We start from the raw sequence: 13,642 nt of genomic DNA, 5'->3' as shown, positions 1-13,642 counted from the left end.
TTATGATTGCGTTAATTCAACGAGTATTAGAAGCCAGTGTGACCGTCGACGGCGAAGTTTGCGGCCAGATTGGACCGGGGCTATTAGTTTTGCTGGGCGTTGAGCAGGGCGATGACGAACAGAAAGCCAAAAAGCTGTGCGATAAAGTCGTGGGTTATCGTATCTTCGGTGACAGTGATGACAAAATGAATCTGAACGTGACCCAGGCCGGTGGCAGTTTGCTGGTCGTTTCACAGTTCACGCTGGCCGCCGACACCCAGAAAGGAATGCGCCCCGGATTTTCGCGCGGTGCTGCACCCGCCGAGGCAGAGCGTCTTTACCAGTATTTCTACGGTCAGTGCCGTGAGAAGGGCATTCCTACTGAAACCGGACGTTTCGCCGCGGATATGAAAGTGGCTTTGGTCAACGATGGTCCTGTGACCTTCTGGTTGCAGGTCTGAAGCAACGGCGCAATGCCTGAGAGAGAAAGTATCTATGTATCACCTGAGAGTCCCCGTAACCGAATCAGAACTGGCCGCTTATTATAAATTTCGTTGGGAAATGCTGCGCAAACCTCTGCACCAACCGGAAGGTTCGGAGCGTGATGCTTATGATGCCATGGCGCACCACCAGATGGTGGTCGACGAACAGGGCGAACCCGTCGCCGTTGGACGTTTATATATTAATGCCGACAATGAGGCGTCTATTCGCTTCCTGGCGGTAGACCCCGACGTACAGGCCAAAGGGCTGGGTACGCTGGTCGCGATGACGCTGGAGTCGGTGGCGCGACAGGAAGGTGTAAAGCGCGTGGTGTGTAGCGCGCGCGAAGACGCGGTAGAGTTTTTTGCCAAGCTGGGATTCATCAATCAGGGCGAGATAACCACGCCGCAAACCACGCCGGTGCGCCATTTTTTGATGATCAAACCGATAGCCACGCTGGACGATATTCTCCATCGCCCCGATTGGTGCGGGCAGCTGCAGCAGGCCTGGTACGACCATATTCCGCTGAGCGAAAAGATGGGCGTGCGGATAAGCCAGTACACCGGTCAGCGTTTTGTGACCACCATGCCTGAGACCGGCAATCAGAATCCACACCACACGCTGTTTGCGGGGAGCCTGTTTTCTCTGGCTACGCTGACCGGCTGGGGCCTGATTTGGCTGTTGCTGCGTGAACGCCATCTGGGCGGCACGATTGTGCTAGCCGACGCCCACATTCGCTATAGCTCACCGGTCACCGGCCGCCCGAGAGCAATTGCTGACCTCAGTTCGATCAGCGGTGATTTGGACCGTCTGGCTAAAGGGCGCAAGGCGCGCGTCCAGTTAGAGGTGAAGCTGATGGGTGAAGAGGGGGAAGGTGCGATATTCGAGGGGACTTACCTGGTATTGCCCGCCTCGGCTGATGCGCCCCTGGAGCCTGCGATTAACTAGTAAAAAAGCCCGGCATTGACCGGGCTTTTTGCTATTACTGAATTGGGCCTGCTATTCCCTGACTCATCTGCTGCTGAATTTGCTTACCCTCGTTTGCGCTGGCGTGCAGTGTGCCGCTGAGCGTCGGTTTAAAGTCGACGTTGGCAGGCATCTGGCCCTGAAGGCTCAACTGCATATTGACATTGCCCTGCAACGGCAGTGACGGCCATCCCCAGTTTTGCAGCTCGTTGGCCGGTACCGCACGCCCGGTCAAATTCACCGAGAAATTACGCTGCGGCTGCTGGCTTACGTTGGCCGTTGCCTCGAGCAGGCCCTCCTTGGTATAGGCGCTCAACGCGGTAATCTTCACCGCGTCGCTGCTGGCTTCGAGTGCCAGAGAAGGGCGACGCACATCGTTCTTGTTGAAGGTCGCATCGCTGGCGTTGAGATTCAGATTCCCAGACCAAATCCCCCACTGGTGATTTTGCGCCAGTTTAAGGTTAGTGCCTACGCCGTCGAGTCCGGTCAGTTGGAAAGGGAAATCAGGCGAAATATCGATGATCAGGTTACGGTTTGCCGTGAACTTGTTGACTGACACGTCAGAAAGCCAGTCGGGCAGCGCCTCGACCCACAGCTGACGCCAGTTTTGCGGCAGTGTATATTCCAGCGAGGCGATGCTGAGTTCATCGAGATTTAGCCCTTTGCTCGCACGGTCCCAGTGGCCCATGGTGCGCAGTAATCCGCCTTCCCAGCGGGTGTTAAACTGCCGGATGGCAATGCCCTGCGGCGAAAGGTCGAGATTCACATTCGGGTCGATGAAGTGAAGATTACCGTCAATCATGTCGGTAGCATTGAGTGAAAGCTGGCCGTCGGTACTCTGCCAGTCTCCATTCTCCAGCGTGACGTCGGTGACTGTCATATCCAAATCGGTGAACGACCAGTTTTGCCCCTGAAGTCGGGCATCAATCAGGTCCAGACGTTTGATGTCTACTTTCGGCAGCTTGACGAACTCCTGCCAGAAGGTCGAAATCGGCTGTGCGCTCTGGAGTCTGATATGGCTCAGGCGCAGATTATCGACCGACCAGCTGCCGTCGGTGCTGCGGCTGGCGTTACCGGTCAACTGGCCGCGCGCCATGTCCGCACCAAAATTGCTCAGCATCAGCTGTTTGTTATCAATTCTCCCCTGAATCAATACGTTATTCGCTGGAATATTGTCCAATGCAAGCCTGTCGGCACTCATTTGGAACTGCGCATTGCTTCCCAGAACCGCATTTTGGCTCGGCTGCCACGGTGAAATACCGGCATTGACGTTTTTACCATCAACCTTCCACTGCTCGATATCGCCGGTAAGTGCAATATTATTCAGTTGCAGTGTATTAGCCTGCAGCGGCAGATTAAGCGGTTTTGGCGAAAGGTTCAGCGAACCATTGACCAGCACCACGCGGTCAAAGAAGTGCGGCTGTGTGATTTGACGCCAACTGAGATCGAAATCAACTTCCGCGGCGTTGAGCACGTCAGGCTGATTCTTTTCGGCGAACTTCACGCCGGATAGCGTGATACGTGAAGGTGCCGACCACGAGTGGTCAATTTCATCTATCGAAAGGCGGTATTCACTGTTACCGCTTATCCAACGGCTTAGCTGACCCGCGGCCCAGCGTGTTTGTAGCAAAACGTACAGTATGACGATTGCCAGAGCCAACAACAGCACTATTGTCAGCAGCAATTTACCGATAAATTTCATCGTCTGGGTCCGTATCCGTTGGGGAAATGTACACCTGTTTATGCCGTAATCAGCAATCTTTCTCAATAGGTTAACATGTTACAGGCAAAAAAAACGGCGGGAGGGATAACCCTTCCGCCGTCATAGCGCGTTCATTTAGCCAGCGGATAACAGGTTAGGGTTCACGCGGGAAAATCAGGTTCAGCACGATAGCGGTGATGCCGCCCGCCGCAATGCCCGAAGACAGCAGGGTCTTCAGCCAGTCAGGGGCAAATTGCAGGATAAGCGGCTGCTGGGAAACGCCCATGCCGACGGCCAGAGACAGCGCCATTATCATGATTGCACGACGGTTAAGACGTTCTCTCGACACGATACGTACGCCGGATGCCGCGATAGTGCCGAACATTACGATGGTCGCGCCGCCGAGAACCGGCTCAGGAATGTGTTGCACAAAGCCCGCCACGGCCGGGAACAGACCGAGGACGATAAGCATCAGTGCGACCACGAAACCAACATAGCGGCTCGCTACACCGGTCAACTGGATAACGCCGTTGTTCTGACCAAAGCAGGAGTTCGGGAAGGTATTGAACACCGCCGACAGCATGGAGTTCAGGCCATTCGCCAGCACGCCACCCTTGATGCGTTTCATGTAAATCGGGCCGGTTACCGGCTGTTCTGAGACGTCTGAGGTCGCCGTGATATCACCGATAGTTTCCAGCGAGGTCACCATAAAGATCAGCATCAGCGGAATAAGCAGGTTCCAGTCGAAACCCAGGCCGTAATAAAGCGGCGTTGGAATAGTGATCAGATGGCCTGACTCTGCCGGTGCAGTGGCGGGTAACATATCCATGCCCCAGGCGGCCAGATAGCCGACGGCCATCGCAATCACCAGCGACGCAACGCGCAGATACGGGTTACGTTGACGATTGAGCAGAATAATGACCACCAGAACCACGGCGGCCAGAATCAGATTTTTCGGCGAACCAAAGGTATGGTTACTCATCGCGGCATAGCCACCGCCAATGGAGGTCAATCCGACCTGAATAAGCGAAAGCCCAATGATCATCACCACAATACCCGATACCAGCGGGGTGATAATACGGCGCGCCAGATGCAATACGCGAGACAGCAAAATTTCGGTGCAGGAGGCGACCATCAGGGTGCCAAACAGGGCTGCCATCATGGTTGGAACGGTGGCGCCGCCGTTCTTCAGCACCATGCCGCCCATAATCAGCGGAGAAACGAAGTTAAAGCTGGTGCCCTGAATCGACAGCAGGCCTGAACCAATCGGTCCCCAGGTTTTAATTTGCAGAATCGACGCCAGACCGGAGGCAAACAGCGACATGCTGATAATGTGCTGCGTGTCTTGTGCGGGCAGACCCAGAGCCTGGCAGATAAGCAGTGCCGGAGTAATAACCGCCACGAACATGGCCAGCAAATGCTGACAGGCCGCAAACAGCGTTTGTGGCAAAGGTGGGCGGTCTTCTAACCGATAAATTAGTTCACTGCTGCGTGTCGTTTCCGACGCCGAATGCTGAGCGTTTGGCCCGGCAGATTCTGTTGTCACTGGTGGCATCCCCATTAAGCCGAAAGCGGGCATTTTTCATGATATTGAGCTCAAAAGCAATCGTTTGCCAACGGCATTTATGAGGGATAATGCCGCTTAGAGCAGCATTTCTGAGCTTTGAGAAGCCATAGGCGGGAGGATCCGTCTTTCTGCAGCAGAATCAGGCGTTGGTGTAGCGAACGCGCTCTGGTAACCAGCGTTCAATCAACGCCCGTGCGTGCTCGGGATATTGCTGCTGTAAATGTCGCGCGATGCGCTGTACCTCGGGGATCATTGCCTGGTCACGCAGTAAATCCGCAACTTTAAACTCGGCGCTGCCCGTCTGGCGTGTCCCTAATAGCTCACCCGGACCTCGAATTTCGAGATCCTGCTGGGCGATAACAAAGCCGTCATTGCTGTCGCGAAGCACCTGTAAACGCTTCTGCGCCGTTTTGCTTAGCGGGGTTTTGTAGAGCAGCACGCAGTGGGAAGCGATAGCGCCTCGGCCAACGCGCCCGCGCAGCTGGTGCAGCTGTGCAAGACCCAGACGCTCTGGGTTTTCGATAATCATCAGGCTGGCATTAGGGACATCGACGCCGACCTCTATCACCGTCGTCGCGACCAGCAGCTGGATCTCGCCCTGTTTGAAGGCTTGCATCACCGCCTGTTTTTCCTGCGCCTTCATTCGGCCATGCACCAAACCAATTTTCAGCTCGGGCAGCGCGATTTTCAGTCCTTCCCAGGTGGCTTCGGCGGCCTGTGCCTCAAGCATTTCTGATTCTTCAATCAGCGTACAGACCCAATAGGCTTGACGGTTCTCTTCCATGCAGGCGCTTTTCACCCGCTGGATAATATCGTTACGGCGGGTATCAGGGATAGCGACGGTGGTGACCGGTGTGCGACCCGGCGGAAGTTCGTCGATAACCGAGGTATCGAGATCGGCATAGGCGGTCATCGCCAGCGTGCGCGGAATAGGAGTGGCGGTCATAATCAGCTGGTGCGGATGGAAACCCTGCTGTTTGCCCTTTTCCCACAGAGCCAGTCGCTGGTGAACGCCAAAACGGTGCTGTTCGTCGATAATGACCAGCGCCAGCGCCGAAAATTGGATTTGTTCCTGGAAGATGGCGTGCGTTCCGACCACCATCGAGACCTGTCCGTTGGCAATCGCCTCCTGTTGGGCAATACGCGCCTTACCTTTCTGTTTACCGGCTAGCCAGCCAACCTGAATACCCAGCGGTTCAAACCATTGACGGAAATTATTGGCGTGTTGCTCCGCCAGCAGCTCGGTCGGTGCCATCAGACCGACCTGTTTCCCCTGCGCAATAGCACAGAGCGCGGCGAGTGCGGCAACCAGCGTTTTACCAGAGCCGACGTCACCCTGCACCAGCCGCATCATCGGATACCCCTGCGCGAGATCTTTCTCAATCTCGGCGACGACGCGATTTTGCGCCCCTGTCGGACTAAACGACAACGAGGCGAGGAAGGCGTTCATCAGGCGATGGTCTTTGACCAGCGGCAGCGCCTTGTAGCTCTGGGTTCCAGCTCTTACCGCCAGCATGCTGAGATTATGCGCCAGTAACTCTTCCATAATCAGACGACGCTGCGCCGGATGCTGGCCTTTCTCAAGGTCGGTCAGCTGCATGTCCGGCGGCGGACGATGCAGAAGATGCAGCGCCTGCGACAGTGGCAACAGTGTGCGGCTGAGTTCCTGCGGCAGGAGCTCGGCGATAGGCTGGGTGTCGAGCAGCGAAAGCGCTTGGTTTGTCAGCTTGCGCAGCGTGGCCTGGCGTATACCTTCGGTCGTCGGATAGACCGGTGTCAGCGATTCTTGTAACACAACCTCGCTGTTTTCACCCTGCACGCGATATTCCGGATGAATGATTTCAGCGCCGTGCGTGCCGCGTTTGATTTCGCCATAGGCGGTAACTCGCCGACCCGGCGCCAGACTGTTTTTCATTGCGGCGTTGAAATTGAAGAAACGCAGTGTCAGCAGTCCGGTGCCGTCGCTGATTTGGCAGGTAAGCATGCGTCGACGACCAAAACTGATATCTGTGCGCAGGACTTCGCCTTCAACGGTGGCATAAATCGCGGGGAGTAAATCATTGATTGCGTAAAGACGGGTACGGTCCTCATAGCGCAGAGGCAAATGAAGCAGTAAATCCTGAATCGTTTCGAGGCCGATTTTTGCGAGCTTTTCTGCCTGACTTGCGCCAACGCCGGTCAGTGACGTAAGCGGAACGGCATCCAGCAGGCGGCCCTTCATCTGGAAACCGTCATTTGCATCGCGGCCCACCACTCGTCATCGGCGACAATATTGCCGGTGTCATCGATAAGCGGGCGCGGCAGTTTCTTGCGCTGAGCGACGTTGGCCAGCACCGGATAACCCCCTTCGAACAGCAGGCGCTGCTGCTCTTTTTCTTTCAACAGGCTGGTCGTTCGGGAATACATGCCGGCATTTTGGCGCTGACGCTGCGCTTCATAAAGGATAAGCGCAGAAGCGACGGAAACGTTCAGCGACTGAACCATGCCGACCATCGGAATAATGATGTCGCTGTCGGCGAGCGCCAGCGCTTCGGGCGTGATGCCGGTCTTTTCCTGGCCGAGCAGAATGCAGGTTGGGCGGGTATAGTCGATAGCGCGGAAATCTACTGCTTTTTCAGAGAGATTGGTCGCCAGAACCTGCATCCCCATTGCCTTCATTTTAGCAACGGCTTCCTGAATCGTTTTATGTGTTTTAACCTGAACCCAACTATTTGCGCCGGCAGCAAAGGAACCCTGGGTGCGCATTTTACTGGTCGGCCAGACGGCGTGAACTTCATTGACGCCGACCGCATCAGCGGTACGGATCACTGCCGAAACGTTGTGCGGCTTGTGCACCTGCTCCATGCAGACGGTCAGGTCAGGCTGGCGCGCCGCCAGCATTTCGCAAATGCGCGCATAACGTTCAGGAGTCATCAGTCTAGTTTCTATTACGGGTGACTTTAATCACGTCCGGCATGATACGAATCTTACGCATGATGTTTGCCAGATGGACGCGATCGCGGGTGCTCAGGCGAATGAACGCGCTGTAGACGCGACCGTCTTTCTCTTCGCTGCTCAGGCTCTGAATATTCGACTGCGCGGCGTTAATCGCGGCGGTCAGGTTCGCCAGTCCGCCCTGATGGTTGAACATATCAACCTTAATCTCGGCGATAAATTCCTGCTCGGTTTCCTGGTCATCCCATTCTACCGCCATGAATTTCTCAGGCTCTTTCTGGTAGCCACGGATGTTGCGGCAGGACTCATGGTGTACTACCAGACCCTTACCCGGACTCACGTGGGCAATGATCGGGTCACCAGGAATAGGGCGGCAGCATTTTGCGAAGGTGATCAATACGCCGTCTGCGCCTTTAATTGGCAGATTGCGCGAGCCAGAGGTCGCCATGGAAGACTGGTCGCCCATCAGGTTCTTGGCCACCACCAGACTCATGGCGTTGCCTAAACCGATTTCGGCCAACAGATCATCCATCGCACTGAGCTTCATGCGCTCAAGCTCTTTCTTGATGTTTTCTGGCGGAATGTCGCTCAGCTTGCGTCCACTTCCCAGCGCATGATTCAACAGGCGGCGACCCAGAGAGACTGAATCGTCACGCTTGAGGTTTTTTAGCATCTGGCGAATTTTCGCACGCGCTCTCGAGCTGACCACGAAGTTCAACCATGCTGCATTCGGACGCGCGCCCGGTGCGGTGATTATCTCGATAGTCTGGCCGCTGGTCAGCGGTTGTGAAAGCGGGTAAGGCTGGCGGTCGACACGCGCACCCACGCAGGCGTGACCGATGTCGGTATGCACGGCGTAGGCGAAGTCGACGGGCGTTGCGCCGGCAGGCAGCTCAACGATGCGGCCTTCCGGTGTAAAGACGTAGATTTCATCTGGGAAGAGGTCGGATTTAACGCTCTCGATGAATTCAAAGGAGTTACCCGCACTTTGCTGAAGCTCGAGCAGGCTCTGCAACCAGCGCTGTGCGCGGATTTGCGCCGTGGTGCCGGTACTTTCACCGTTCTCTTTATAAGCCCAGTGTGCCGCCACACCCATCTCTGCCATCTGGTCCATATCTTCAGTACGGATCTGAACCTCAACCGGAACTCCGTGAGGGCCGATGAGCGAAGTATGCAGAGACTGATAGCCGTTGGCTTTGGGAATGGCGATGTAATCTTTGACGCGACCTGGACGCGGCTTGTAAAGGCTGTGCGCCTGACCAAGAACGCGATAGCAGGTATCAAGCTCTTTTACGATGACTCTGAAGGCATAAATATCCATGATTGAATGGAAACGCTGCTCTTTCAGGTGCATCTTGAGGTAAATCGAGTACAGGTGCTTTTCACGCCCGCTAACCCGGCATTGAATACCGGCTTCGGTCAGACGTCCCTCAATCTCGGAGAGGATTTTCTGAATCATCTCTTTACGGTTACCGCGTGCGGCTTTCACCACTTCTTTGATTACGCGATAGCGATTAGGGTAAAGCGCCTCAAAACCCAGCTCTTCGAGCTCGGTTTTAAGGTGGTGTATACCCAGCCTGTGCGCCAGCGGACTGTAAATTTCCAGCGTTTCACGAGCAATGCGGCGACGTTTATCGGGGCGAAGAGAGCCCAGCGTGCGCATATTGTGGGTACGGTCAGCCAGTTTGATCAAAATGACGCGGATGTCTTGCACCATCGCCATAATCATCTTGCGGAAGTTCTCCGCTTGGGCTTCTTTTTTGTCGCGGAATTTCAGCTTGTCGAGCTTTGAAACACCTTCAACCAGTTCGGCAACACTTTTACCAAACAACTGTTCCATATCCTGGTAGGTTGCGGGTGTGTCTTCGATGACGTCGTGCAAAAGCGCCGCCATCAACGTTTCATGGTCGAGTCTCATCTCAGCTAAAATACAGGCCACGGCTACCGGGTGAGTAATATACGGCTCACCGCTCGAGCGTGTCTGACCCTCGTGCGCGTCCCGCGCGACGAGGTATGCCTGCACGAGGCGCTTTATCTGGTCCTCTGGCAGGTATTTTTGAATCAGCTGATTCAGGCTTTCAAAGATGTACAAGGCTAGACCCGCTGATTAACTTGGACGACGGCCTTCGGCGATAGCAGTAACCGCTTGAATCTCAGTGGCTTCTTGCTCTTTTTGCTCTTGGCGATCGCGAGCGTCGAGGATCTGGTTAGTGATCAGACCTTCTTCGATTTCACGCAGAGCAATAACGGTGAATTTGTCGTTTTCTTCAGCGACCAGTGGATCTTTACCACCAGATTGCAGCTGGCGTGCGCGACGAGCAGCCACCAACACCAGGTCAAAACGGTTACCAATTTTCTCTACAGCGTCTTGAACAGTTACGCGTGCCATATATGTGCTACTCCACAGGGTGACGAAAGACTGGGCATAATACTGAAAGTGTCTTCAGTCTGCCAATAGTTTGGTGATTAATCCGTCATGACGGAGCTTTTGACGGCTCAGACGAAGACGTTCTGCACGAATAATGGTTTTGAGGTCGGATAACGCCAAATCAAAATCATCATTCACAATTAAATAGTCGTACTCGGCGTAGTGAGTCATTTCGGCTACGGCCTGCGCCATACGCTTGGCGATGACTTCTTCGCTGTCCTGACCACGGCCACGCAGGCGGCGGTCCAGCTCGTCTTTTGACGGAGGCAGAACAAAAATGCTGCGCGCCTGAGGCATACGCTGGCGAATTTGCTGCGCACCCTGCCAGTCGATATCTAAAAATACATCAACGCCAGAAGCTAAAACCTGCTCAATGGCTTTGCGCGAGGTGCCGTAATAATTACCGAACACTTCCGCATGTTCTAAAAAGTCGTCGTGCGCAATCATCTCGCAGAATTCGTCTTTAGAAACGAAATAATAATGCTCGCCGTGTTTCTCACCAGGCCTGACTTGGCGCGTCGTATGAGAAATAGAGACCTGCGTATCGTAGAGCGGTTGAGTTTTTAGGTAAGCCTGAATCAGGCTTGATTTACCTGCTCCACTGGGGGCGGAGACAATATATAGCGTGCCTTGAACCATGTTGACGTTTCAGCTGATTGGGTTGAAAAGAAAATACAGAAGAGTGATCTTCGGCACAGTATACACGTTCACCGCTTTTGGTGCAGCGTTACAGTACATTTCAGCGCAAGTAATCCTAATAAAATAGCCCGAAGTGACTCTTTTGCGAGGCTTATTCCATTAAATAAGCGCAATCATGTACACCGAATAAAAGTTTCCGCAACGCCTCTCAGCCCAACTTATTACTGTTAGTCATTCCCGCCAAATGAGCATTGAATAAGCGCAACAAGGAGAGTTCTTATGCGCTTATTTTGGTTTATTGCTTTGATTTTTTGCTCATTTATTGCGGCCACCGCCGCAGCTACCTCGACACCGATTTGTCCGCCCTGGTCGCAGGGGCGACTAGAAAATGAGATTGCCAGACTCTCTTCTCGGCTTGAAAGCTGGGACGTCGAATACCATCAGCAGGGTAAAAGCTCCATCGATGACGGCATATACGATAATTTGCGCGACAAACAGCGTTTTTGGCTGACCTGTGCAGATAAGCCCGTCACCGAGCCCGTATTGCGATCGGGAAAAGGTGCGTTGAAGCATCCGGTTGCCCATACCGGCCTGAAAAAGCTGGCGACCCGAGCCGATGTTGCGAGATGGATGAAAGACAAAAAGTCGCTGTGGGTGCAGCCCAAAATCGACGGTGTAGCGGTAACACTAATCTACAAAGCTGGGCAGCTGGCCGCTATGCTCAGCCGGGGTGATGGTCAGTCCGGGCAAAACTGGACTGAGAAGGCGCTGAATATACGCGCAATTCCGCAGCAGATTGGCAACAAATCCGACGTCGTCGTGCTACAGGGGGAGTTGTTCCTCATGATGAACGATCACCAACAAAATAAGCAGGGCGGCCTTAATGCCCGAGCTAAGGTCGCGGGCGCGATGATGCGTCGCACAACTCCTGCTATTTTGCAGCAAATCGGTATTTTTATCTGGGAATGGCCCGACGGCCCCGTAGTGATGGCAACGCGTCTGGAGCAGCTCAAACAGATGGGCTTCCCTCTCACTGCCGATTTTACCCAACCCGTCACTACCGTCTCGCAGGTGAGCCAATGGCGCGATGACTGGTATCAGCATCCACTGCCTTTTGTCACCGACGGCGTGGTGGTGCGTGAGGCATCGGAACCTGAAGGTCGCTACTGGCGTAATCGTCCTGCTAACTGGGCCGTTGCCTGGAAATATCCGGCGATACGTAAACTCACTGACGTCATCGGTATTGAGTATTCGGTCGGCAGGAGTGGTAAACGCGCGGTGGTGCTACAACTGCAGCCCGTGACTATCGATGACAAGCAGGTCTCCCGAGTTAGCCTGGGGTCTCCCCAGAGGCTGAAAGAATGGGATATTGTTATTGGTGATCGGGTGGCTGTCAGTCTTGCAGGACGAGGTATTCCCCGTCTTGACGAGGTGGTATGGCGGGTCGTGATGCGAGAGCAAACCCGTGAGTCGGATGAGGGGGAAATATTCGATTCCTTCACCTGCTTTCAGCCCACAGGGCGCTGCCGTGAACAGTTCTTGTCGCGTCTCGTCTGGCTCAGTGGTCCTCAGGGCTTAGGGATAAAAGGCCTCGGAAGAGAGACGTGGAGAAAACTGCTTGATGCCCAGCAGATTCCCACCTTAATAAGCGGGCTCTTTCTGGGCGAGAAGGAGCTTAAAGCTTTACCGGGGATCGGCGAGAAACGGGCGCAGAAACTTTATGCTCAAATACAGCTGTCGCGTCAGAAAAGTTTCCGACAGTGGATTACCGCACTGGGGTTTCCCACGGCAGGACTTGGCATGACGGAAAAGAGGAGTTGGCGGCAGCTGAGAGAGATGACGTTGGAGCAGTGGCAGGCTGGCCAGGGGATTGGGCCTAAAGGCGCCGCGCAGATACAGCGTTTTTTGCAACACCCCAAGGTGGTCGAAATTATCGAAAGATTACAGCATGAAAGGCTGCCGGCTTTTTATCAGGCCGACAGCGATGACAGATATTCGGTTAATGATCCGAATCAGGATAGTTGAAGACGGGAAGACCGAGTTTGAAGCGCAGTGCCAGCAGTCGAGCAATAAAGCCTGCCAGCAGGGTGACGATAACCACCAGATTCTGCGGCACAGAGAAATATTGCAGGATGATATACAGCCAAGCCGAGGCGAAGGAGATACCGCCATAAATCTCTTTCTGGAACACCAAAGGAATTTGATTGCACAGCATGTCACGCAATACGCCGCCAAATACGCCGGTAATCACGGCTGAAATCGAGGCAATCAATGGGCCGTGTCCGGTATCGAGCGCAATTTGGGTGCCAATGATCGAGAACACCACTAATCCCAGTGCATCAAGCACCAGAAATAGCTTACGCAGGTGCTTCATCAGAGGAGCCAACCAAGTAGTAACAATGGCTGCTGCGGCTACGATTAGCACATATTGCGGGTGCTTCACCCAGCCCAGCGGATAGTGGCCTAGCACCATATCTCGGATGGTACCGCCGCCAATGGCCGTCGCGCAGGCTATAATGATGACACCAAAGACGTCCATTTTACGGCGGCCAGCCGCGAGTGCGCCGGTCATGGCTTCAGCAGTAATACCAATAATATAAAGAACAGTGAGCAACATACGTTTCGCCAGTCGACAAGATAGAGAAATTTCCTCACTATAGGGTAATAAGCTTTGCCGCGCGTCTCGACTGAGTTTTTCTTCTGAATCCCCAATCGGATTACCTTAACTAATCTGAGTAAAGCATTTATTCCCCTACTGATTGCATTCAGCCGAAATTAAAAAACAAGTTCACATTACTTTAATTTTATATTTTTACGCATTGTCCATTTTATCGTCTAGGCTATTTTTACTTCACTAAACAAATTAGCTCTATCTTAAAGGTGACGAATGTGTATATTTGTCACCTGTTAACCTAAGCTATAGCTATAGCTTTTCTATTTGCTGGAG

At 53.9% G+C, this 13,642-nt stretch carries 11 protein-coding genes; 3 read left to right on the top strand and 8 right to left on the bottom strand.

Features of this window, described 5'->3' with window-relative positions; translation table 11 throughout:
- Window positions 1-2 precede the first annotated feature (2 nt).
- Both dtd and fabY read left to right on the top strand, forming a co-directional pair.
- Entirely contained in the window at window positions 3-440 is a 438-nt protein-coding gene (gene dtd, locus O1V65_RS18445) for a D-aminoacyl-tRNA deacylase (RefSeq protein ID WP_084913209.1), read from the top strand.
- 34 nt (window positions 441-474) lie between these two features.
- Window positions 475-1,407 (top strand): fatty acid biosynthesis protein FabY, encoded by a 933-nt coding sequence (gene fabY / locus O1V65_RS18440; protein WP_084913210.1) that lies wholly within the window; start codon window positions 475-477, stop codon window positions 1,405-1,407.
- Between the two features lie 34 nt (window positions 1,408-1,441).
- On the opposite strand, the gene O1V65_RS18435 is transcribed toward fabY, so the two are convergent.
- From O1V65_RS18435 to gmk, 7 genes are all read right to left on the bottom strand, one after another.
- Window positions 1,442-3,127: an AsmA family protein gene (locus O1V65_RS18435; protein WP_084913211.1), complete on the bottom strand. Its 1,686-nt coding sequence runs from the start codon at window positions 3,125-3,127 to the stop codon at window positions 1,442-1,444.
- Between the two features lie 154 nt (window positions 3,128-3,281).
- The gene (locus tag O1V65_RS18430; RefSeq protein WP_017493936.1) at window positions 3,282-4,682 is read right to left on the bottom strand and encodes a nucleobase:cation symporter-2 family protein; all 1,401 of its coding nucleotides are present in this window, start codon (window positions 4,680-4,682) and stop codon (window positions 3,282-3,284) included.
- Window positions 4,683-4,833: 151 nt separating this feature from the next.
- Complete coding sequence (recG, locus tag O1V65_RS18425; protein ID WP_269130532.1) at window positions 4,834-6,915, bottom strand: ATP-dependent DNA helicase RecG; 2,082 nt, start codon at window positions 6,913-6,915, stop codon at window positions 4,834-4,836.
- A complete protein-coding gene (gene trmH, locus O1V65_RS18420; protein WP_017493938.1) occupies window positions 6,912-7,607 on the bottom strand; it encodes a tRNA (guanosine(18)-2'-O)-methyltransferase TrmH in 696 nt (231 codons plus the stop codon). Before trmH ends, recG begins: the two co-directional genes overlap by 4 nt.
- 4 nt (window positions 7,608-7,611) lie before the next feature.
- Window positions 7,612-9,720 (bottom strand): bifunctional GTP diphosphokinase/guanosine-3',5'-bis pyrophosphate 3'-pyrophosphohydrolase, encoded by a 2,109-nt coding sequence (gene spoT, locus O1V65_RS18415; RefSeq protein ID WP_017493939.1) that lies wholly within the window; start codon window positions 9,718-9,720, stop codon window positions 7,612-7,614.
- 15 nt (window positions 9,721-9,735) lie between these two features.
- A complete protein-coding gene (gene rpoZ, locus O1V65_RS18410) occupies window positions 9,736-10,017 on the bottom strand; it encodes a DNA-directed RNA polymerase subunit omega (protein ID WP_017493940.1) in 282 nt (93 codons plus the stop codon).
- A 54-nt stretch (window positions 10,018-10,071) separates the two neighbouring features.
- Entirely contained in the window at window positions 10,072-10,695 is a 624-nt protein-coding gene (gmk, locus tag O1V65_RS18405; RefSeq protein ID WP_084913212.1) for a guanylate kinase, read from the bottom strand.
- A gap of 279 nt (window positions 10,696-10,974) precedes the next feature.
- Between gmk and ligB the strand changes: the two genes are divergently transcribed.
- On the top strand, window positions 10,975-12,720 hold the full coding sequence (gene ligB, locus O1V65_RS18400) for an NAD-dependent DNA ligase LigB (RefSeq protein WP_227956171.1): 1,746 nt from the start codon (window positions 10,975-10,977) through the stop codon (window positions 12,718-12,720).
- Here ligB and O1V65_RS18395 read toward each other — a convergent pair.
- Entirely contained in the window at window positions 12,695-13,312 is a 618-nt protein-coding gene (locus tag O1V65_RS18395) for a trimeric intracellular cation channel family protein (protein WP_017493287.1), read from the bottom strand. The genes ligB and O1V65_RS18395 overlap by 26 nt on opposite strands.
- Between the last annotated feature and the right edge of the window lie 330 nt (window positions 13,313-13,642).

It is taken from the genome of Rouxiella badensis, assembly GCF_026967515.2.
Taxonomy (GTDB): Bacteria; Pseudomonadota; Gammaproteobacteria; order Enterobacterales; family Enterobacteriaceae; genus Rouxiella; species Rouxiella badensis.
The sequence above is the reverse complement of the archived record's forward strand: the minus strand, read 5'-3'. Positions and strand labels throughout refer to the sequence as shown.

Excerpts from the sequence above, each read along its gene's own strand:
- O1V65_RS18435 (WP_084913211.1), bottom strand. The coding sequence starts at position 3,127 with ATGAAATTTATCGGTAAATTGCTGCTGACAATAGTGCTGTTGTTGGCT.
- fabY (WP_084913210.1), top strand. The coding sequence starts at position 475 with ATGTATCACCTGAGAGTCCCCGTAACCGAATCAGAACTGGCCGCTTAT.
- dtd (WP_084913209.1), top strand. The coding sequence starts at position 3 with ATGATTGCGTTAATTCAACGAGTATTAGAAGCCAGTGTGACCGTCGAC.
- gmk (WP_084913212.1), bottom strand. The coding sequence starts at position 10,695 with ATGGTTCAAGGCACGCTATATATTGTCTCCGCCCCCAGTGGAGCAGGT.
- O1V65_RS18430 (WP_017493936.1), bottom strand. The coding sequence starts at position 4,682 with ATGCCACCAGTGACAACAGAATCTGCCGGGCCAAACGCTCAGCATTCG.
- recG (WP_269130532.1), bottom strand. The coding sequence starts at position 6,915 with ATGAAGGGCCGCCTGCTGGATGCCGTTCCGCTTACGTCACTGACCGGC.
- rpoZ (WP_017493940.1), bottom strand. The coding sequence starts at position 10,017 with ATGGCACGCGTAACTGTTCAAGACGCTGTAGAGAAAATTGGTAACCGT.
- O1V65_RS18395 (WP_017493287.1), bottom strand. The coding sequence starts at position 13,312 with ATGTTGCTCACTGTTCTTTATATTATTGGTATTACTGCTGAAGCCATG.
- trmH (WP_017493938.1), bottom strand. The coding sequence starts at position 7,607 with ATGACTCCTGAACGTTATGCGCGCATTTGCGAAATGCTGGCGGCGCGC.
- ligB (WP_227956171.1), top strand. The coding sequence starts at position 10,975 with ATGCGCTTATTTTGGTTTATTGCTTTGATTTTTTGCTCATTTATTGCG.